Consider the following 19,109-nt stretch of genomic DNA (forward strand, 5'->3'; position numbering starts at 1 on the left):
GAAGATGTGGGGCCTATTGTAGAGCCGAGCCCATGCTCGGCTGTTTTTCCCGCCAGAAGCAGCCGAGCATGGGCTCGGCTCTACAACACCCGTGCTCAGCGCAGGAACGGCGCCACCTTGCGCTTCAGCAGCTCGACCAGCACCGGGTCCATGTAGTCGTAGTCATCGGGGATATCCAGGCAGATCACCCGCTTGCCGTTGAGCCATGCCTTGTAGCGGCTGGACAGGCGGTTGCGGTGCGCCTTCTCCATCACGAACACCAGGTCCGCCCACTGCAGCAGCTCCGGGCTGAGCACTTCCTCGGCGTCGGCCAGCAGCCCGGCCGAGGCGGTTTCGATTCCCGGCCAATCGGCGAACACCTGCTCGGCTGTCGGGCTGCGCAGGCGGTTCTGGCTGCAAAGAAAGAGCACGTTGCGGGTCATGACCACTCGTCCTTGTAGCGCCGAGCCCATGCTCGGCTGATTTTCCCGGCGCAAGCAGCCGAGCATAGGCTCGGCTCTACAGGAGATCAGATCACCGTCAGGTTGGCGTAGGCCATCACCAGCCACTTACTGCCGGCATCGGCGAACTCGACCTGCACGCGGGCGTGGGCGCCGCTGCCTTCGTAGTCGGTCACCATGCCTTCGCCGAACTTGGGATGGGTGACCAGCGCGCCCAGCTTCAGCGGCGGGGCCTCGATCGAGGCGTGGCCCATCACCCGGCTGCTGCCCAGCGATGCCGGCCGCGAAACCTGCACCTTCGGGCGCACTTCGTGCAGCAGTTCGCGCGGGATCTCGCGCAGGAAGCGCGACGGCAGGCTGTAGTTGTCCTGGCCATGGATGCGGCGCGATTCGGCGTAGCACAGCACCAGCTTCTGCCGGGCGCGGGTGATGCCCACGTAGGCCAGCCGGCGCTCTTCTTCCAGGCGGCCGCTTTCTTCCAGCGAACGTGCGCTCGGGAACAGGCCGTCTTCCATGCCGGCCAGGAACACCAGCGGGAATTCCAGGCCCTTGGCCGAGTGCAGGGTCATCAGCTGCACGCCCTCCTCGCCCGCCTGTGCCTGGCCTTCACCGGCCTCCAGCGCGGCATAGGCCAGGAACGCAACCAGCTCGTCCATGTCCTCGCCCACTTCCTCGATGTCGTCGGCGCGGCGCAGGAAGCGCGAGGCCACCGAAACCAGTTCGTCGAGGTTGTCGGTGCGCGATTCCGAATCCAGCGAATTGCGGCTCTCCTTGCTCCAGTGCTCGCGCAGCTGCGAGCGCGACAGCACATGGTCCACGCGCTCGGCGAGGGTCATGTGCAGGGTCTGCGCCTGCAGTTCGTTCACCAGCACCAGGAAGCCGGCCAGTGCATTGCGTGCACGCGCGGCCAGAGCCGTGCCCTGGGTGACCAGCATGGTGGCCTCCCACAGCGAGATGCCCTGCGCGCGCGCTTCGCGGCGCACCTCGTCCAGGGTGCGCTCGCCGATGCCACGGGTGGGCGTGTTCACCGCGCGCTCGAAGGCGGCATCATCGTTGCGGTTGGACAGCAGGCGCAGGTAGGCCAGCGCATCCTTGATTTCAGCACGCTCGAAGAAGCGCATGCCGCCATACACGCGGTACGGCACCTGCTCGCTCAGCAGCGCTTCTTCCAGCGCGCGCGACTGCGCGTTGCTGCGGTAGAGCACGGCCACTTCGGTGTAGCTGCCACCGTCACGCACCCACTGGCGCGCGCGCTCGACGATGTAGCGCGCCTCATCCATCTCGTTGTAGGCCGCATACAGGTCGATCGGCTCGCCGTCGCCGCTGTCGGTCCACAGTTCCTTGCCGATGCGGTCCGGGTTGTGCGCGATGACCGCGTTGGCCGCGCCGAGGATGTTGGCGGTGGAACGGTAGTTCTGTTCCAGGCGGATGGTCTGTGCACCGGGGAAGTCACGCAGGAAGCCCTGTACGTTCTCGACCTTGGCGCCGCGCCAGCCGTAGATGGCCTGGTCATCGTCGCCGACCACGAACACATGGCCCTCGTGCCCGGCCAGCACGCGCACGAAGGCGTACTGGATGGCGTTGGTATCCTGGAATTCGTCCACCAGGATTTCGCGGAAGCGTGCACGGTAGTGCGCCAGCAGTGCCGGGTTGTCGCGCAGCAGTTCATGCGCGCGCAGCAGCAGCTCGGCGAAGTCGACCAGGCCGGCGCGATCGCAGCGCGCCTGGTATTCGATGTAGGCCTGGCGCATGGTTTCCAGCCACGCATCATGCGGCTCGGGCTGGATGTGCTGCGGGCGGCGGCCTTCATCCTTCTGTTCGTTGATCCACCAGGCGATCTGCTTGGGCGGATGCTTGCTGTCGTCGATTTCCAGCGCCTGCACCACGCGCTTGACCAGCCGCAGCTGGTCGTCCGAATCCATGACCTGGAAGCCTTCGGGCAGCTTGGCGTCCTGCCAGTGCAGGCGCAGCAGGCGGTTGGCCAGGCCGTGGAAGGTGCCGATCCACATGCCGCGGCTGCCATTGGGCAGCTGCGCGTCGATGCGGTGGCGCATCTCGCCAGCGGCCTTGTTGGTGAAGGTCACCGCAAAAATGCCGTGGGTCGGCACGCCTTCGACTTCATGCAGCCAGGCGATGCGGTGGGTGAGTACGCGGGTCTTGCCGGAACCGGCACCGGCCAGCACCAGGTGGTGGCCGGGGGGAGCGGAGACGGCTTCGCGCTGGGCCGGGTTCAGGCCATCGAGCAGGTGGGAGACATCCATGCCCCCATTTTACGGCATCGCCGTCGCGGCTCCTGCGACCACCTGCGTTGCCAGCGCCTGCGCCTGCTGACGCAGTTCAGGCACGGCCAGGCTTTCCCACAGGCTGCCGATGCGCAGGCTGCCGAGCACGCCCAGCCGCGCCTGCGCTGCACCGCTGCGGCTGCACAGGCGGTCGCCCGGCACGCTGCTGTCCAGGCCCAGCCCATGCGGCCCGGGGCGGGCCAGGCCATCGGCCAGCAACTGCTGCAGCAGCGGGTTGCGCAGCGCACGCGCCCGGGTTTCCACACCGGTGGCATTGACCACCGCGGCGATCGTCCACTGTTGCCCGGCACCGGCGGAATCGCGGCCGGACAGGCGCAGCACGTCGCCCTCGCGCCAGACGCGTTGCAGGCGGGCACGGTGCAGGAGGAGCTGGCCACGGGCCCGCAGTGCCTGCAGCTGCGCATCAACGTCCTCGGCGATGCGGTGGCGGTGCACATCCCAATAGCGCACCACATGGCGCAGGAAGCGCCGCTGGTCGGCCTCGTCCAGGCTGCACCACAGCGCCTGGCCATGTGGGCGGATGCGATCCATCACGCCCTGCCACGGCTGGCCATCGGCCTGCGCCTGCCGGGCGAAGGCGCGCAGGGCGTGCACGCGCTGGCGCAGGGTCATCGGCAGCAGCGCGCCCGCATCGAAATCAGGCAGCACGCCATGCGCATGCGGCAGCGGCAGCAGGCCATGGCGCGAGATCACGTGCAGCGGACCGGTATGGCCGGCAGCCACCAGCGCCAGCACGGTGTCGGCCATGCTCAGGCCGGAACCGACGATGGCCAGCGCATGGGCGCCGGCCAGGGTGCGCACACCGTCATAGTCCCAGGCCTCGACCACGTCGTCGGCGGGCAGCGCATCGGCGCCGGCCACCGGCAGCGGGCGCATGCTGTTGCCGGTGGCGATGACCGCCTGTGCCGCGTGCAGCGTGCTGCCATCGCCCAGCTGCAGGCGGTAACCGTGGTCGTCCGGCTGCAGGCCCAGCACCGGCTGCGCCATCACCTGCAGCTGCGCAGGGCTGGCGGCGGCTGCATCCTGCAGGCGCTGCTGCAGGTAGGCGGCGAAATGGTGGCGGCTTGCGTAGCGTTCGCCCAGCAGCGCGCGCGCCTCGCCCGGGTAGGCATCCACGGCCTGCAGGTAATCAAGGAAGTCGCCGGGCTGGTCGGGGAACGCACTCATCTTCGCCGCCGGCACGTTCAGCAGGTGCTCCGGCCACGGCGTGGCGTAGGCGATGCCCTGGGCCAGTTGCGAGGCGGGTTCGAAGATGGCCAGCGCCAGCGGCGCCTGGGCCTGGCGCAACACCTGGATCGCCACCAGCACACCGGCGGCACCACCGCCGATGATCGCCAGGTCCAGTTCGCCATTTCGCGATGAATCAGTCATGCACCGATTGTAGGCCATGGCAGGTGACGGCCCGGGTTGCCGCAACGGGCCGTTTCCACGCCGGTGGCCTGTGCGCTCACATCAACGCATCGGCCAACCGCGCGATGCCTTCGCGGCTGCGCTTCCAGGCCGGGCGCTGGCGCCACTGCTCCAGGTCCAGCAGGCGCGACTGGCGCAGGTAGTCGTCCTCGATGGCGCACAGCTGCTGCACCAGCGGGCGGTCGTAGCAGATCAGGCCGATCTCGGCATTCAGCGCAAAAGAACGGATATCCATGTTGATCGAGCCGAGCACGGCGATGTCCTCGTCCACGCTCATGTGCTTGGCGTGCAGGAACTGTGGCTCGTACAGGGCGATCTGCACGCCACAGCGCAGCAGCTCGTCGTAGTACGCCTCCTGCGCCCACGAGGTCAGCCGCTGGTTGTTGCTGGCCGACAGGATCAGCTGCACCTGCACGCCGGACAGCGCGGCGATGCGCAGTGCGCTCAGCGTCGCTTCGTCGGGCACGAAGTACGGGGTGACCATCACCAGCCGCCGTCGCGCCAGGTGGATCAGCGCCGCCACCGCATCGCGCGCGTTGCTGTACGGGTAGGCCGGGCCGCTCGGCAGCAGCTGGGTGGCGATGTCATCGCCACACACCGGCACATCGGCGATGACGTCCAGGCGCTGCCCGGTTTCCATGTACCAGTCGCTGGCGAACACCGCCTCCAGGTGGGCCACCGCCGGGCCGCGCACGCGCGCGACCAGTTCGCGGTTGGGGTGGCCGGGCACGAAGCGGGGGCCGGCCAGGTTCTGCGAGCCGATGTAGGCCACTTCGTTGTCGATGACCGCGATCTTGCGGTGGTTGCGCAGGTCCATGCGCCCGCTGCGGCGCCAGCGCAGGCCGCCGGGCAGCATCGCCCGCACTTCGATGTCACGCGCCTGCAGGCGCTTGCGATAGGCACGCAGGCCACGCTTGGCGCCCACCGCATCCAGCAGCACGCGGCACTGCACGCCACGCGCGGCGGCGCGCTGCAGCGCTTCGACGATGACCTCGCCCACGGCGTCGTCGAACATCAGGTAATACAGCAGATGGACGCGGTCCTCGGCCTGGTCGATGTCGGCGATGAGGGTGTGCAGCGATTCGTCGTAGTCGGTGAGCAGATCGACCGCGTTGCCATGCACCGGCATGAAATCGCCCTGGCGCTGCACCAGCGGCACGATCTCGGCGCAGGCGGTGTCGGCCTTCGGCGTCCAGCGCAGGCGGCGCTGCAGCGCCTGTTCCTCGCGGATGACCTGCGACGCCTCGGCCTGCCGGCGGATGCGCTCGCGCGACAGCCACGGGTGGCCGAACAGCAGGTACAGCGGCAGGCCCAGCAGCGGCACGAAGCCGACCAGCAGCAGCCAGCTGCGCGCGGCCCCTGGCGTGGTGCGGGTGGGAATCCAGCACAGCGCGACCAGCCGGATCAGCCAGTCGATCAACAGCAGGTACGAACCCAGCAGCCACTCGAACAGCATCGCGTCGCCCGTCGGGAGGTGTGGGGGCCATTCTGCCCAGCCTTCCGGCGACGTGCCAACCAACGGTTGGCACCCACCGGGTTGGGAGCACAAAAAAACCCGCCACGAGGGCGGGTTCTTTCGGAAGCGACCAGCAATCCTTGCGGATTACTTGATCTTGCCTTCCTTGTACGGGACGTGCTTGCGCACGACCGGATCGTACTTGGAGAATTCCATCTTCCCCGGGGTGTTCTTCTTGTTCTTGTCGGTCGTGTAGAAGTGACCGGTACCAGCGGTCGAAATCATACGGACCTTATCGCGCTTGCCTGCCATGATCGTCTACTCCTCAGACCTTTTCGCCGCGCGCACGCAGCTCAGCCAGAACGGAATCGATACCGTTCTTGTCGATGGTGCGCAGTGCATGCGCGGAAACACGAAGCTTCACCCAGCGGTTCTCGCTGGCAACCCAGAAACGGCGCTCGTGCAGATTCGGCAGGAAACGACGACGGGTCTTGTTGTTGGCGTGCGAGACGTTGTTACCCGTCTGCACTCGCTTGCCGGAAACCTGGCATACGCGGGACATTGCGCACCTCGATAGTAAGTTGTGTCAGCCCGTAGCCCGGGAGACGGCGGCCTCGGTGGTTGCCCACCACACGTCAAGAGAATCAAAGGGTTACGCTGGCGTTGGGCGGCCGGGGACGTGCTCCCGGGGGCGCCGCCCGGGAGAAAACCGGACACAGCGAGCCGCGCATTATGCACGGGTTCAAGCACTTGCGCAAGTTACCCACAGGCGTGGGCTGAACGGGGCACGTCGTGTTCATGGCCGGGCTGGCCATACTGGCCGCCCCACCCGCGAAGCCCCCGATGCGACTGCTGGCCCTGACCTATGGAACCGAAGGCGACACCCGGCCGCTGGTGATGCTGTGCCATGGCCTGCGCCAGGCCGGCCACGAGGTGATGCTGCTGGCCGAGCAAGGCACGCTGGGCAGCGCGCGCGAACTGGGCGTGCCGCACGCGGCGCTGGAAGGCGACATCCACGACGAAGTGGTGGCCCTGGTGGCACGCGGCAACAACCTGGCCGCCGCCTCGCGCGGCCTGGCGCGGATGGCCGGCCGCCATGTGCCCGCCTGGATGGCGCAGGCGGATGCCGCCGCCGCCGGCTGCGATGCCGTTCTGACCGGCGGGCTGGCCGCGCTGGTCGGCCTGAGCGTGGCCGAGCGCCACGGCCTGCCGGCCATCGGCACCGGCATGATTCCGCTGACGCCGACGCGCGCCTTCGCCTCCCCCTTCCTGCCGCCGATGCCGCTGCCGGGCGTCCTGCGTCGGGCCAGCTACGGGCTGGTCAACCAGGCGGTGTGGCGCACCTTCCGCAGGCCGATCAACGCCGCGCGCGCCGCACTGGGGCAACCGCCGCGCCGCACGCTGTGGACCGGCCTGCCGATGCTGTACGGCATTTCCCCGCAGCTGCTGCCGCCACCTGCGGACTGGCCGGCTGACCACGTGGTGTGCGGGCAATGGCGGATGCCGGAACAACCGTGGTCGCCGCCGGCCGACCTGCAGGCCTTCCTCGATGCCGGACCCGCGCCGATCTATCTCGGCTTCGGCAGCATGACCGGCTTCGACCGCGAGCGCGTGCTGCCGGCTCTGCTGCAGGCGCTGGCACCACGCCGCGTGCTGCTGTTCCCAGGCTGGGCCGGACTGCCTTCGGGTGCGTTGCCAGCAAACGTGTTCGTGCTCGGACCGACCCCGCATGAAGCACTGTTCCCACGCTGCGCGCTGGCCATCCACCATGGCGGCAGCGGCACCACGCATTCGGCCTGCCGCGCCGGTATTCCTTCGCTGGTGATGCCGTTCGCGGCCGATCAGTTCTTCTGGGCGCGGCGCCTGCAGGTGCTGGGTGTTGCGCCGGCGCCGCTGTCACCGAAGCGATTGGATGCAGCCACGCTGGCGGCGGCGATTGCGTTCGCCGAGGAAAGCGCTACGCGTGCGCGTGCCGCTGCACTGGGCGTAGCAATGGCGAGCGAAGATGGTGTGGCAACCGCAGTCGCCGCGATTGACGGAATTCGACCTTACTTCCCGCCCGACGCTGCTGTAGAAAGTTGAACAGGCCGTTCCAGACCGCTTGCCCAGCCCATGAAATTCCAGGGTGCGCACGACACGAGGACGTCTGACCAACAATAAAAAAACCCCGGACCCATCACTCACGAGAAGCATGTGAGGAGAGGAGCTGACCGGGGTATGCGCTGGCGATGCTAGGGGAAAATCAGAACCAGAGCAAAGGTTCAAGGTCGCGTCGAGGACGCGCGCGCGCTGCGAAATCGCGTGTTCCACCATGAACCCATCACCTTTCATCAGGATCTGCGGGAGAAACACAGACACCTGGTGGAAGTTCTTGGCTGGTTTTCACCTGAGGCCCGGCAACATATTGAACAGATCTGCAGGTTCAATCGCGTCCATGACGACAACTTGTCTTTGCGCTCTCCTGCAGAGGCTTAGAGCCAAGCACCAGGGGGCCATCAACGCAGGTGCGGAATCACCTGTGCCAGCAGATGCGCATCCTTCAACGCGCCATGCAGGCCGCGATTGCCGGGAATGCGCAGGCGCTGCAGCACGTCGTCCAGCTTGTTGCCCTGCCCGGGCCAGCGCCCACGCGCCAGCTTCAGGCTGCAGGTGATGCGGCAGTACTGCGCCAGGCTGCCGGGCATGCCGGCCAGGCGCAACTCGTTGTCGAGGAAGCCCACATCGAAGGTTGCGTTGTGCGCGACCATCTCGCTGCCACGCAGGAATTCCAGCAGCTCGGCGGCCTTGCTGGAAAACAGCGGCTTGCCGACCAGCATCGCATCGCTGATGCCGTGCACGCGCTGCGCGCCCCAGTCCACCGAGCGCTGCGGCTGCAGGTAGGTGTGGAACTGACGGCCGGTGAGCTGGCCATCGATCAGTTCCACCGCACCGATTTCGATGACCCGGTGGCCCATGCGATGGGAGATGCCGGTGGTTTCGGTATCCAGTGCGACGATGCGGCTCATGCGTGTGGCGGTTTCCTGGTGCGTGCAGTGATGATTTTCGCATGCCCGGCGCGTGTCACCCCAACACCTCCACCGCCCAGTCAATGAATACCCGCAGGCGCTGGCTCATGTGCCGGTTCGGCGGAAACATCACGTGCATCGGCATCGGCGGCAGCCGCCAGTCCTGCAGCACCGGCCGCAGTTCGCCGCTGGCCACGTGCGGCGCGGCCATGTAGCTCGGCAGCGCGACCACGCCCAGGCCCGCCACGCCGGCAGCCAGGTAGGCATTGCCATCATCGAAGCCCACCGAATGCCGGCCCTGCACTTCAATGCGCTCATCACCGCGCTGGGCGAGGAACACGCGTGCACGACCGGTGCGCGGGCTGAGGAAGCCGACCATGTGATGGTCCGGCCCTTCCAGTGCGCTCGGGTGCGCGGGCACGCCGAAGCGCTGCAGGTAAGCAGGGCTGGCGTGGAAGCCGATCGACAGGCTGGCCAGCGGCCGCGCCACCAGCGCCGGATCGGCGGGTGCACCGCCGCGTATCACGCAGTCCACGTTGTCGGCGATGACATCGACCTCGCGGTCGCTGACGCCGATGTCCAGCTGGATGTCCGGATAGCGCGCATGGAAATCCGGCAACGCCGGCACCAGCCGCAGCCGCGCATACGGGCCGGGCACATCGATGCGCAGGCGCCCACGCGGCTGGCTGGCCGCATCGCCCAGGCCGCCCTCCACCTCTTCCAGCTCGGCCAGCAGCCGCGCGATGCGCGGGTAGTACGCCGCGCCATCGGCGGTGACGCTGACACGCCGCGTGGTGCGGTTGAGCAGGCGCAGCCGCAGGTGCGCTTCCAGCTGCTGCACCAGCTGGGTGACCGTGGTGCGGCTGATCTGCAGGGTCCGCGCGGCGCGGGTGAAGCTGCCAGTTTCCACCACGCGGGCGAAGGCGCGCATTGCCTCGAAACGGTCCATGGGCCGGCCGGGATTGTTTGGGATTGGCAATCAATCTAGGCCGATCATCGCTGTTTATCCAGACAGAACCGGTGCGGAAGATGGGAACCTCCCGCTTGGAGCCCCCCCATGACGCACCGTGATGTCGTTTTTCCCGCCGGCCGACAGGCCCTGTACGAGCGCAACCGCTACTCGCCCGCCATCCGTTCCAATGGCTTCCTGTTCGTCTCCGGCCAGGTCGGCAGCCGCGAGGATGGCTCGCCCGAGCCGGACTTCGAAACCCAGGTGCGCCGCGCCTTCGAGAATCTCAACGCCGTACTGGCCGCCGCCGGCTGCACGTTTGATGACGTGATCGACGTGACCGTGTTCATGGTCGACCCGGAGACGAACTTCGAGAAGGCGTGGGCGATCGTGCCGGAGTACTGGGGCGAGGCACCGCACCCGACGCTGACGGGTATCGGCGTGACCTGGCTGTATGGGTTCCAGTTCGAGATCAAGGTGATCGCGAAGCTGCCTGCAGACCGGTAGTGCCGGCCGCTGGCCGGCAATGGCAGGCGATTGCCTGCGCTCGTGAGGTTGCCGGCCAGCGGCCGGCACTACCCATACGAAGGGCACTGCCCCCGCGCGGCCATCATTCCGGAGCAAACTCCAGTGTGCGGCGCCACCGCAATGGTGTCGTCGCACGCGCCGGGTCAGGGCCAAACCGGGTCAGCCACCCGGCCGCCAGCGCGCGCTCACGCAGGCGCTGGCCGACGCCTTCGGCGGTCTCCACCTCGACATGGGTCACCTTGCCTGCGGCATCCACGTCCATCGCCCAGACCAGCTTGCCCACCCACTCGGCCGGCGGAACGGAGGCGTCGTAGTTCGGCCGTCCTGCCACGTAGGGCTGGTCATGCCGCAGGTACAGGGGCGACGCCTCCAGCGTCGGATCCACGCGGATCTGCGCGCTGCCACGGCGTCCATCCCCCAGCACGGCATCGATGGTCCACATCCCGGCCGCGCCGGTACTGCCAAGGTCAGCGGCATAGCACTTCTTGCGGCCCCGGTAGTCCTCGTGGGCCGTGCGCGAGACCTGCACGCCCTTGGCATCACGGACGTCGATGCGCAGGCCCGCCACGTCGGTATCGACGAGATTGGCGGCCACACAGATGCGGTGATCGTGGTGGCCATCTGCAATGAACAGCTGGGTCTGCGAGCGTGCGAGGGCATCTGCCGGCGTCGGCGCCCACAGGAATTCCACGTAGACATCCTCGGCGGCGACTGCGACGGGACTGGCCAGTATCAGCAGCAGGCCTGCTGCGGCAATGCGTGCGGTCATCGTTCCTTCCCTGGTGATGAATCCCGATCCTCAACGATGGTGCGTGGCGGCGCAACAGCCGCACGGGTGCAGCCGAGCATGGGCTCGGCTCTACAGGTGGATCCGACCCGGCCATTGATATTGTATCCACCGGAAACTGCTTGCTAGCCTGCCTCCATGCGCTGGATTGCCCGCCACCTCCGTTCGACCCTGCTGATGCTGCTGATGGCGGCATTCGTGGTCGTGCCGGTGGCCGATGTCCTGGCCTGTGCGGTGGAGCCGCATGACACGGTCGCGGCCCATGTTGAATCCGCGTCCGACGACGCAGACGGCGACAGTGACGGCACGCACACCGGTGCCTGCAGCCATAACCACTGCCACCATTCCAACCTGAGCCTGCCGGCCGGCACCGTTGCCGCCTTCGGCACGCCGCTGCCGGCACGCTGGATGCCGGCCGGTGACAGCGCGGCCTATGCCGTCGCGCAGGATGAACTGAAGCGTCCTCCCCGGGCGTGAGTTGAGCGCGTCCCGCAATCGCGGGCTTCCGTTCCCCTCACCTCCGGATATTTTTCATGTCGAACCTGACACCTCGGTCGCTGCGTGCGGCCGGGCGGGTCATTGCCATGTTGCTGGGCCTTGCACCAGCAATGCAGGCAATGGCACAAGCCGCCCCTTCCTACGACACCCTGCTTGAACGCCTGGACCAGCTGCCCGGCGCCCGCGTCGGCGCCGCCCTGGCCGAGGCCGCCGACGCGCGTGCCGACCAGGCCCGTGCGTTGCCCAACCCTTCCCTTTCCTGGTCCGCCGAAAACGCCTGGGGCACCGGCTCCTATGGCGGCATGGGCAAGGCCGATACCGTGCTCACCCTGTCCCAGCCGCTGGAAATCTGGGGCCAGCGTGGCGCGCGTGTCCGTGCCGCGCGTGCCGAGGCACAGGCAGCCAACCTGCGGGGTGCCCAAAGCCGCAGCGATGTGGCCAGCCAGCTGGCGGTGGTCTACGCACAGGCGGAAAGTGCACTGCGCCGCTACACCCTGGCCGAAGAGGCGCTGACCCTCACCCGTGCTGACGCCAACGCCGTCAACGCGATGGTCAGGCAGGGCCGCGAACCGCAGCTGCGCGCGGTGCAGGCGCAGAGCGAAGTCGCCAACGCCACCGCCGTGCTGGATGAGGCGCAGGCCTTCCGCGATGCCGCGCTGGCCCGCCTGGCCGGTGCCGCGCTGCTGGATGCGCCGGTGCAGTCGATCGACAGCAGCCTGCTGGACCGCACGCCGCCGTTGCCGCGCGGAAGCGGGGATGCCGCGCTGGCGGTGCGCATTGCCGAAGCCGAAGCACAGGCCAGCACGCGCCTTGTCGACGTGGAGCGCAAGCGCGCCCTGCCCGACCTCAGCGTGACCGCCGCGCAGACGCGCTTCCGCGAGGATCGCGAACAGGCCTACACGCTGGGGGTGAGCCTCTCCATCCCACTGTTCGACCGCAACCGCGGCGGCATCCGCGCGGCCAGTGCCGAACAGCGCGCGGCCGAGGCGCGCCTGGACCAGCAACGCCGCGACAGCGACGCCGAACGCCTCTCGGCCGTGGCCGGACTGAAGGCCGCCGGCAGCCGCACACGCGCCGCCGATGAAAGCGTGGCCGCCGCCGAGGAGGCCTACCGGCTGGCCCGCATCGGCTTCGATGCCGGACGCATCTCGCAGCTGGAACTGCGCAGCACGCGCAGCGCCCTCATCGCCGCCCGCGGCACCGCCGTGGATGCGCGCCTGTCGCGCGTCGGCGCCGAAATCGATCTTGCCCGCCTGGAAGGGCGCGCCCCGTTCGTGGAGGTTCACTGATGTTTTCCCGCACTTGTTCGTTGCTGTCCGTGGCGTTGTTGAGCGCGCTGCTGGCCGGCTGCACTGGCACTGCACAGGCTCCACCGGCTGTCGCCGACGACGGCCACGGCCATGCGCCGGGCAGCGCTGAAGCCACGCCCGCCGCCGCAGCCGACGCCGATGAGGGCGTGGTGCAGCTCACGCCGGAACAGATCAAGGCGTCCGCCATCGAGGTGGTCGCCGTCGGCCGTGGTGGTGGTGGCTCCACCCGCCTGTCCGGGCGGGTCGAGCCATCGATCGGTGCGCGCGCCTCGGTGGCCTCGACCGTGACCGGCCGCGTCGAACGCGTACTGGTGGCACCGGGCACGGCGGTGAAGCAGAACCAGGCCCTGGCCATCGTGGTCAGCGGTGAGGCGGCCGTGTTCCGCGCCAACGCGCTGGCTGCCGCCGCCGAAGCCAAGGCCGCACGCCTGGCCCACGGTCGTGACAAGGCGCTGGTGGAACAAGGCGTGGTCGCACGCCAGGATCTGGAAACCTCGCATGCACGGGCCATGGCTGCGCAGGCGCAGGCGGACGCCGCACAGGCCCAGGCGACCGCCAACGGTGCGCCCGATGCCAGTGGTCGCGTGCGCATCACCAGCCCGGTAGCCGGCATCGTCGGCAACGTGCAGGTCACCCCGGGTGGCGTCGTCGCTGCCGGCAGCGTCGTGGCCGATGTCGCCGATCCGGCGATGAACGAACTGGTGTTCACCGCGCCGCCGGCACTGGCCGCACAGGTCACGCCCGGCATGACGCTGGAAGTGAGCGTGCCGGGTGGCAGCTTCACCGCCACCGTCACCGGTTCGGCCGCCGATGTGCGCCCGCAGGGCGCCGTCGCGGTGATCCGTGCCATGCCGGTGGACGCTGCGCTGCCGCCGGCCGGTTCACCGGTATCGGCGGTGGTGGTCACCGAGGGCCAGGAAGGCTCGCTCAGCGTCCCCGCCGATGCGGTGCAGAACGTCGATGGCCGCAGCGCGGTGTTCGTCGCCGTCGACGGCGGCTTCAGGGCGCAGCCGGTGCTGGCCGGCCGCCGTGCCGGTGACCGCATCGAGATCCTCGGCGGCCTGACCGGCAACGAGCGCATCGCCGGTGCCAACGCCTTCCTGCTCAAGGCCGAACTGGCCAAGGGCGAAGCCGAGCACGGCCACTGAGGAGGCGACCATGTTCAAGCTGATCATTGAAACAGCGGTGCGCCACCGCTGGCTGGTGGTGTTCGCCGCCGCGCTGCTGGCGGCCGTGGGCCTGCTGCAGCTGGGCAAGCTGCCGATCGACGCGGTGCCGGACATCACCAACCGCCAGGTGCAGATCAACACGGTGGCGCCGGCGCTGACGCCGGAACAGATCGAGCGGCAGGTGACCTACCCGCTGGAAACCGCGCTGGCCGGCATTCCCGGCCTGACCACCACGCGTTCGCTGTCGCGCAATGGCTTCTCGCAGGTCACCGCGATCTTCACCGATGCCACCGATATCTACTTCGCCCGCCAACAGGTGGCCGAGCGCATGCGCGAAGCTTCCGAAGACCTGCCCGACGGCGCAGCGCCGATGCTGTCGCCGGTCACCACCGGCCTCGGCGAGGTGCTGATGTGGACGGTGGATTTCACCGCGTTCGATCCGGCCACGCTGGCCAGGCCCGGTGAAGCGGGCTGGCAGGCCGGCGAGGTCTACCGCACGCCGGAAGGCAACCTGCTGCGCACGCCGGAAGAACGCGCCACCTACCTGCGCACCGTGCAGGACTGGATCATCGCGCCGCAGATGCGTTCCAGCCCGGGGCTGGCCGGTGTCGATACGGTCGGCGGCTACGTCAAGGAGTACGGCGTGCACCCGGACAGCGCCCGACTGGCCGCGCACGGCCTCGGCCTGGCGGACCTGGTCACCGCCCTGCAGCGCGCCAACGTACAGGCCGGTGCGGGTTTCGTGCAGCGTGCCGGCGAGGGCCTGGTGGTGCGTGCCGATGGCCTGGCGCTGACCACCGACGACCTGGCGCAGGCACCGGTGGCCACGCGCAACGGCATGGTCGTGCGCGTGGCGGATGTAGCCGAGGTGGCCCTGAGCCGTGCGCCACGCCTGGGTGCGGCCAGCCGCAACGGCCACGAAGCCGTGCTCGGTACCGCGCTGATGATCGCCGGTGGCAACAGCCGCACCGTGGCGCAGGCGGCCGCGGCGCGCCTGCAGCAGGTGAATGCCTCATTGCCGCCGTCCATCGTCGCAGTGCCGGTGCTGGACCGCAGCGAACTGGTCAATGCCACCATCAGGACCGTGGCGAAGAACCTCACCGAGGGCGCGCTGCTGGTGGTGGTGGTGCTGTTCCTGCTGCTGGGCAACCTGCGCGCGGCGGCGATCACGGCACTGGTGATTCCGCTGTCGTTCCTGTTCGCGGTGATCGGCATGAACCGCTTCGGCATCAGCGGCAACCTGATGAGCCTGGGCGCGCTGGATTTCGGCATCCTGGTGGACGGCGCGGTGATCGTGATCGAGTCCACGCTGCTGATGCTGGGCCAGCGCCGCGCTGAGCTGGGGCGTGCACTGACCGCGATGGAGCGCCTGCGCGTGGCCGCCGATTCGGCAATGAAGATGGCGCGGCCGGCGGCGTTCGGCCAGTTGATCATCCTGCTGGTGTTCGCACCGATCCTCACGCTGGAAGGCGTGGAGGGCAAGACGTTCCACCCGATGGCGGCGACCTTCATGCTGGCCCTGGTCGGTGCCTTCATCTTCTCCTTCACTTTCGTGCCGGCGATGGCCGCGCTGCTGGTGCGCGAGCCGAAGGCGAAGGACGGCGATGCGCATGCCGATGGCGGCGAACACGAAACCAGGTTGATCCGCGTGCTGCGTGCGCGCATCGAGCCGGTGGTACGCAGCGCGGTCGCCCGCCCGCGTGCGGTGCTGGCCGGTGCGGTGATGATGGTGGTGGTGGGTATCGGTTCGTTTTCGCTGCTGGGCCGCGAATTCATGCCGACCCTGGACGAAGGCAACGTGGCGATGCAGGCCCTGCGCGTACCGTCCGCCTCGCTGGAGCAGTCACTGGCCATGCAGCTGGCGCTGGAAAAGGCGATTGCCCAGCAACCGGAAGTGGAAACCGTGTTCTCGCGTACCGGTACCGCCGAGGCGGCCATCGACCCGATGCCGACCAACATCTCCGACAGCGTGATCGTGCTGAAGCCGCGCGCGCAGTGGCCCTATCCGTCGCTGGACAAGGAAGCGCTGGTGCAGCGTTTCGAGCAGTTGGCCGGGCAGCAGCTGGGCAACAGCTTCGAGTTCAGCCAGCCGATCGAACTGCGCTTCAACGAGCTGATTTCCGGCGTGCGCACGAATCTGGCGGTGATGATCTACGGCGATGATTTCGCCGAACTGCAGAAGGTAGCCGACCAGGTCGCACTCAAGCTGCGTGCGGTGCAGGGTGCGGCCGATGTGCGGGTCGAGCAGATTTCCGGCCTGCCTACGCTCAACGTCAAGATCGACCACGTCGCGGCCGCGCAGTACGGGCTGACTGCGGCGGACGTGAGTGACGCGCTGTCCACCGGCATCGGCGGCACCGCGGCCGGCCGCATCTTCGAAGGCGACCGCCGCTTCGATGTGGTGGTGCGCCTGGACGATGCCGCACGCAATGATCCTGACCAGCTGGCCTCGCTGCCGATCGCCACGCCGTCGGGCCAGGTGGTGCCATTGTCCTCGCTGGCGCGCATCAGCGTCAGCGAAGGGCCGAACCAGATCAGCCGCAGCGACGGCAGCCGTCGCGTCGTGGTGCAGGCCAACGTGCGCGGCCGCGATCTCGGTGGCTTCGTCAGCGAAGCCCAGGCGGCGGTGGCCGACGTGACGTTGCCGGCCGGTGCCTACCTGCGCTGGGGCGGCCAGTTCGAGAACCTGCAGCGCGCGGAGAAGCGGCTGGCCACCGTGGTGCCGGTGGTGTTCCTGCTGATCGGCGGCCTGCTGTTCATGGCCCTGCGCAGCGGCAGGGAAGCGCTGCTGGTGTTCAGCTGCGTGCCGCTGGCCCTGGTCGGCGGCATCCTCGCCCTGCTGCTGCGTGGCATGCCGTTCTCGGTGTCTGCGGCGGTGGGCTTCATCGCGGTCTCCGGCGTGGCGACCTTGAACGGCCTGGTGCTGATGCAGGCGATCCGCGAGCGGCTGGAGGGTGGTGACCTGCCGATGCAGGCGGCCATCAATGGTGCCGCCAGCCGCATCCGCGCGGTGCTGACCACGGCCCTGGTGGCCATCGTCGGCTTCATACCGATGGCCATCGCCAGCGGTGCCGGCGCGGAGGTGCAGAAGCCGCTGGCGACGGTGGTGATCGGTGGTCTGATCACCGCCACGGTGCTGACGTTGCTGGTGCTGCCGACGTTTGCCGGGCGGGTGGCCAAGCCGCGGGCGGTGGGCTGAAAGACGACGGGGTCGGATCCTGCGATCCGACCCCGTTTCCTGGTACCCGGTAGTGCCGGCCGCTGGCCGGCAATGTCGAGCGATTGAGGTGCATGCAGGTTGCCGGCCAGCGGCCGGCACTACCGCGAAACCTCAGGCCTTCTTCCGCTCGGCGATGTACGCCTGGATCTGCTGTTCCAGCACCGGCAGCGGCACCGAGCCCTGCTTCAGGATCACATCGTGGAAGCCCTTGATGTCGAACCTGTCGCCCAGTTCCTTCTCGGCCTGCGCGCGCAGGCGCACGATGGCGATCTCGCCCAGCTTGTAGCTCAGCGCCTGGCCCGGCCAGGAGATGTAGCGGTCCACTTCGGTGGTCACTTCATGCTCGCTCAGCGCGGTGTGGTCGCGCAGGTAGGCGATGGCCTGCGCGCGGGTCCAGCCCTTGCTGTGCACGCCGGTGTCGATGACCAGGCGCGCGGCGCGCCACATTTCGTAGGTCAGGCGGCCGAAATCCTCGTACGGGGTTTCGTAGATGCCCATTTCCACGCCCAGCTTCTCGCAGTACAGCGCCCAGCCTTCGCCATAGGCGGAGATGTAGGCGTTGCGGCGGAACTCGGGCAGGTCCTTCTGCTCGGAGGCGATCGCCCCCTGCAGCGCATGGCCCGGATCGGACTCATGCAGGGTCAGCGCCGGCAGGTTGTACAGCGGGCGCGACGGCAGGTCGTAGGTATTGACCCAGTAGGTGCCCATGCCGCCGCGGCCGGCGGTCCAGAACGGGGCGATGTCCGGCGGCACCGGCACGATGGTGAAGCGGGCACGCGGCAGGGTCATGAACCGGCCGAGCTGGCCGTCGGCACGCTTGGAGATCCACGCGGCGCGCGACAGCAGCTCTTCCGGGGTCTTGGCGTAGAACTGCGGATCGGTGCGCAGGAAGGCCAGGAATTCGGCGAAGCTGCCCTTGAACTGCACCTGCTGGATGATGTCGTTCATCTCCTTCTGGATGCGCGCCACTTCGCCCAGGCCGATGCGGTGGATCTCGTCGGGCGACAGGTCCAGCGTGGTGTATTCGTGGATCTGCTGCTTGTAGAAGGCCTTGCCACCGGGCATGGCCTCGGCCGCCAGGGTGGTGCGCGCCTGCGGCACGTATTCGCTGACGAAGAAGGTGCGCAGCTGCTGGAAGGCCGGCACCACCTTGCCGCTGATGGCCGCTGCGGCCTGTTCGCGCAGGGTGGCCTGTTCGGCGGCGGGAATGCTGGCCGGCAGCTTCTTGAACGGCGCGTACAGCGGCGACGTGGTCGGGTCCTTCAGTTCGGCGACGGTGGCGATGGACACCTCGCGGCCGTCCAGCACCGCGCGCGGCACGCTGAAGCCGCGCTTGAGGCCGGCGCGCATGTTGTCGGTCTGCTGGCCGAAGTAGCGCGGCACATCGTTCAGGCGGGCGATGTAGTTGCGGTAGTCCTGCGCGGTCTTCATCTCGCGCCGGGCCATGAAGGAGAGGTTGGACCAGAACGAGGAATCCGAATTGAACGGCATCTCGTAGGTGCGCAGGCGCGTCGCTTCGGCCAGGTTGAAGACCTGGTCGCGGTAGATCGCGTAGTTGACCTGGTTGTCGGCCGACAGGGCCTTCGGGTCGATCTTCTTCAGCGCGGCCAGGGTTTCGTCCCAGACCTTCAGGCGGGCCTGCTGGGCGGCCGGACCGACATCGGGCATGCGGGTGGCATTGGCCGGTGCATCCTCGTCCTCACTGGCTTCGCCGCCGCCGTCCTGGCGCCGCGTCCACTCCTTCTCGTACAGGGCACGGAAGGCGGCATCGGCCGCCGATCCGGTGGCCATGCTGGCCGGAGCGACGGCAGGCGGGGCAGCGAGGGCGACCACAGGGGCGGACAGGGCAATCAGCAGAGCAACGGCAAGGCGGGTTTTCACGAGCACAGGTTCCCGGGAAGGCAGATCCCGATCATCGCACCGTGCACCGCCTGTGGCATGGGACGAAGGTCCTGCCCGCTACGCAGGCCGGGACCCCAGCGCCGCAGGCGCGCGGTAGAGCCGACTGTCAGTCGGCTGCTCTTCCACCAGGTC

General features: G+C 68.4%; 16 protein-coding genes. 6 read left to right on the top strand and 10 right to left on the bottom strand.

All coding sequences use genetic code 11. The annotated features are described in order from the left end of the window. Nucleotides 1-95 precede the first annotated feature (95 nt). The 6 genes from QMZ26_RS08065 to rpmB form a co-directional block, all read right to left on the bottom strand. Nucleotides 96-422, bottom strand: a complete 327-nt coding sequence (locus QMZ26_RS08065; RefSeq protein ID WP_053498324.1) for a low molecular weight protein tyrosine phosphatase family protein — start codon at nucleotides 420-422, stop codon at nucleotides 96-98. An 86-nt stretch (nucleotides 423-508) separates the two neighbouring features. Next, nucleotides 509-2,701, bottom strand: a complete 2,193-nt coding sequence (gene uvrD, locus QMZ26_RS08070; RefSeq protein ID WP_079224270.1) for a DNA helicase II — start codon at nucleotides 2,699-2,701, stop codon at nucleotides 509-511. Between the two features lie 9 nt (nucleotides 2,702-2,710). Beyond that, on the bottom strand, nucleotides 2,711-4,132 hold the full coding sequence (locus QMZ26_RS08075) for an FAD/NAD(P)-binding protein (RefSeq protein WP_283221133.1): 1,422 nt from the start codon (nucleotides 4,130-4,132) through the stop codon (nucleotides 2,711-2,713). Between the two features lie 58 nt (nucleotides 4,133-4,190). Next, the gene (gene cls / locus QMZ26_RS08080; protein ID WP_283221135.1) at nucleotides 4,191-5,609 is read right to left on the bottom strand and encodes a cardiolipin synthase; all 1,419 of its coding nucleotides are present in this window, start codon (nucleotides 5,607-5,609) and stop codon (nucleotides 4,191-4,193) included. Nucleotides 5,610-5,756: 147 nt separating this feature from the next. Beyond that, a complete protein-coding gene (gene rpmG / locus QMZ26_RS08085; RefSeq protein ID WP_170272460.1) occupies nucleotides 5,757-5,924 on the bottom strand; it encodes a 50S ribosomal protein L33 in 168 nt (55 codons plus the stop codon). A 10-nt stretch (nucleotides 5,925-5,934) separates the two neighbouring features. Then, a complete protein-coding gene (gene rpmB, locus QMZ26_RS08090; protein WP_005411638.1) occupies nucleotides 5,935-6,171 on the bottom strand; it encodes a 50S ribosomal protein L28 in 237 nt (78 codons plus the stop codon). Nucleotides 6,172-6,452: 281 nt separating this feature from the next. Here rpmB and QMZ26_RS08095 point away from each other — a divergent pair, with 281 nt between their 5' ends. After that, entirely contained in the window at nucleotides 6,453-7,691 is a 1,239-nt protein-coding gene (locus QMZ26_RS08095) for a glycosyltransferase (protein WP_283221136.1), read from the top strand. Between the two features lie 413 nt (nucleotides 7,692-8,104). Here QMZ26_RS08095 and dnaQ read toward each other — a convergent pair whose 3' ends face one another. Together dnaQ and QMZ26_RS08105 are read right to left on the bottom strand one after the other, a co-directional pair. Beyond that, the gene (dnaQ, locus tag QMZ26_RS08100) at nucleotides 8,105-8,614 is read right to left on the bottom strand and encodes a DNA polymerase III subunit epsilon (protein WP_079224295.1); all 510 of its coding nucleotides are present in this window, start codon (nucleotides 8,612-8,614) and stop codon (nucleotides 8,105-8,107) included. 55 nt (nucleotides 8,615-8,669) lie between these two features. Then, complete coding sequence (locus QMZ26_RS08105; protein ID WP_283221137.1) at nucleotides 8,670-9,563, bottom strand: LysR family transcriptional regulator; 894 nt, start codon at nucleotides 9,561-9,563, stop codon at nucleotides 8,670-8,672. A 108-nt stretch (nucleotides 9,564-9,671) separates the two neighbouring features. Between QMZ26_RS08105 and QMZ26_RS08110 the strand changes: the two genes are divergently transcribed. Further along, a complete protein-coding gene (locus QMZ26_RS08110) occupies nucleotides 9,672-10,070 on the top strand; it encodes a RidA family protein (protein WP_283221138.1) in 399 nt (132 codons plus the stop codon). 103 nt (nucleotides 10,071-10,173) lie between these two features. Here the strand turns inward: QMZ26_RS08110 and QMZ26_RS08115 are convergent, their stop codons facing one another. Further along, nucleotides 10,174-10,860 carry a hypothetical protein gene (locus tag QMZ26_RS08115; RefSeq protein ID WP_283221139.1) on the bottom strand — a complete coding sequence of 229 codons (687 nt, stop codon included), beginning with the start codon at nucleotides 10,858-10,860 and terminating at the stop codon, nucleotides 10,174-10,176. 156 nt (nucleotides 10,861-11,016) lie between these two features. On the opposite strand from QMZ26_RS08115, the gene QMZ26_RS08120 reads away from it, so the two are divergent. Genes QMZ26_RS08120 through QMZ26_RS08135 form a run of 4 tightly spaced genes read left to right on the top strand, consistent with a single transcriptional unit; the run spans nucleotide 11,017 to nucleotide 17,054 of the window. Further along, nucleotides 11,017-11,355, top strand: coding sequence for a hypothetical protein (locus tag QMZ26_RS08120; RefSeq protein WP_200732913.1), 339 nt, complete (start codon nucleotides 11,017-11,019; stop codon nucleotides 11,353-11,355). Nucleotides 11,356-11,411: 56 nt separating this feature from the next. Further along, entirely contained in the window at nucleotides 11,412-12,665 is a 1,254-nt protein-coding gene (locus QMZ26_RS08125) for a TolC family protein (protein WP_345782667.1), read from the top strand. Beyond that, nucleotides 12,662-13,834, top strand: a complete 1,173-nt coding sequence (locus QMZ26_RS08130) for an efflux RND transporter periplasmic adaptor subunit (protein ID WP_345782668.1) — start codon at nucleotides 12,662-12,664, stop codon at nucleotides 13,832-13,834. The genes QMZ26_RS08125 and QMZ26_RS08130 overlap by 4 nt, the downstream gene beginning before the upstream one ends. Nucleotides 13,835-13,844: 10 nt before the next feature. Further along, nucleotides 13,845-17,054 carry a CusA/CzcA family heavy metal efflux RND transporter gene (locus tag QMZ26_RS08135; RefSeq protein WP_283221142.1) on the top strand — a complete coding sequence of 1,070 codons (3,210 nt, stop codon included), beginning with the start codon at nucleotides 13,845-13,847 and terminating at the stop codon, nucleotides 17,052-17,054. 132 nt (nucleotides 17,055-17,186) lie between these two features. Here the strand turns inward: QMZ26_RS08135 and QMZ26_RS08140 are convergent, their stop codons facing one another. Then, nucleotides 17,187-18,956 carry a DUF885 family protein gene (locus QMZ26_RS08140; RefSeq protein WP_283221143.1) on the bottom strand — a complete coding sequence of 590 codons (1,770 nt, stop codon included), beginning with the start codon at nucleotides 18,954-18,956 and terminating at the stop codon, nucleotides 17,187-17,189. Nucleotides 18,957-19,109 lie beyond the last annotated feature (153 nt).

This window comes from Stenotrophomonas sp. PFBMAA-4 (assembly GCF_030053215.1).
GTDB lineage: Bacteria > Pseudomonadota > Gammaproteobacteria > Xanthomonadales > Xanthomonadaceae > Stenotrophomonas.

What these genes read in the sequence shown, in the direction of transcription:
- QMZ26_RS08065 (WP_053498324.1), bottom strand. Translation starts at nt 422, where the DNA reads ATGACCCGCAACGTGCTCTTTCTTTGCAGCCAGAACCGCCTGCGCAGC.
- uvrD (WP_079224270.1), bottom strand. Translation starts at nt 2,701, where the DNA reads ATGGATGTCTCCCACCTGCTCGATGGCCTGAACCCGGCCCAGCGCGAA.
- QMZ26_RS08075 (WP_283221133.1), bottom strand. Translation starts at nt 4,132, where the DNA reads ATGGCCTACAATCGGTGCATGACTGATTCATCGCGAAATGGCGAACTG.
- cls (WP_283221135.1), bottom strand. Translation starts at nt 5,609, where the DNA reads ATGCTGTTCGAGTGGCTGCTGGGTTCGTACCTGCTGTTGATCGACTGG.
- rpmB (WP_005411638.1), bottom strand. Translation starts at nt 6,171, where the DNA reads ATGTCCCGCGTATGCCAGGTTTCCGGCAAGCGAGTGCAGACGGGTAAC.
- QMZ26_RS08095 (WP_283221136.1), top strand. Translation starts at nt 6,453, where the DNA reads ATGCGACTGCTGGCCCTGACCTATGGAACCGAAGGCGACACCCGGCCG.
- dnaQ (WP_079224295.1), bottom strand. Translation starts at nt 8,614, where the DNA reads ATGAGCCGCATCGTCGCACTGGATACCGAAACCACCGGCATCTCCCAT.
- QMZ26_RS08105 (WP_283221137.1), bottom strand. Translation starts at nt 9,563, where the DNA reads ATGGACCGTTTCGAGGCAATGCGCGCCTTCGCCCGCGTGGTGGAAACT.
- QMZ26_RS08110 (WP_283221138.1), top strand. Translation starts at nt 9,672, where the DNA reads ATGACGCACCGTGATGTCGTTTTTCCCGCCGGCCGACAGGCCCTGTAC.
- QMZ26_RS08115 (WP_283221139.1), bottom strand. Translation starts at nt 10,860, where the DNA reads ATGACCGCACGCATTGCCGCAGCAGGCCTGCTGCTGATACTGGCCAGT.
- QMZ26_RS08120 (WP_200732913.1), top strand. Translation starts at nt 11,017, where the DNA reads ATGCGCTGGATTGCCCGCCACCTCCGTTCGACCCTGCTGATGCTGCTG.
- QMZ26_RS08125 (WP_345782667.1), top strand. Translation starts at nt 11,412, where the DNA reads ATGTCGAACCTGACACCTCGGTCGCTGCGTGCGGCCGGGCGGGTCATT.
- QMZ26_RS08135 (WP_283221142.1), top strand. Translation starts at nt 13,845, where the DNA reads ATGTTCAAGCTGATCATTGAAACAGCGGTGCGCCACCGCTGGCTGGTG.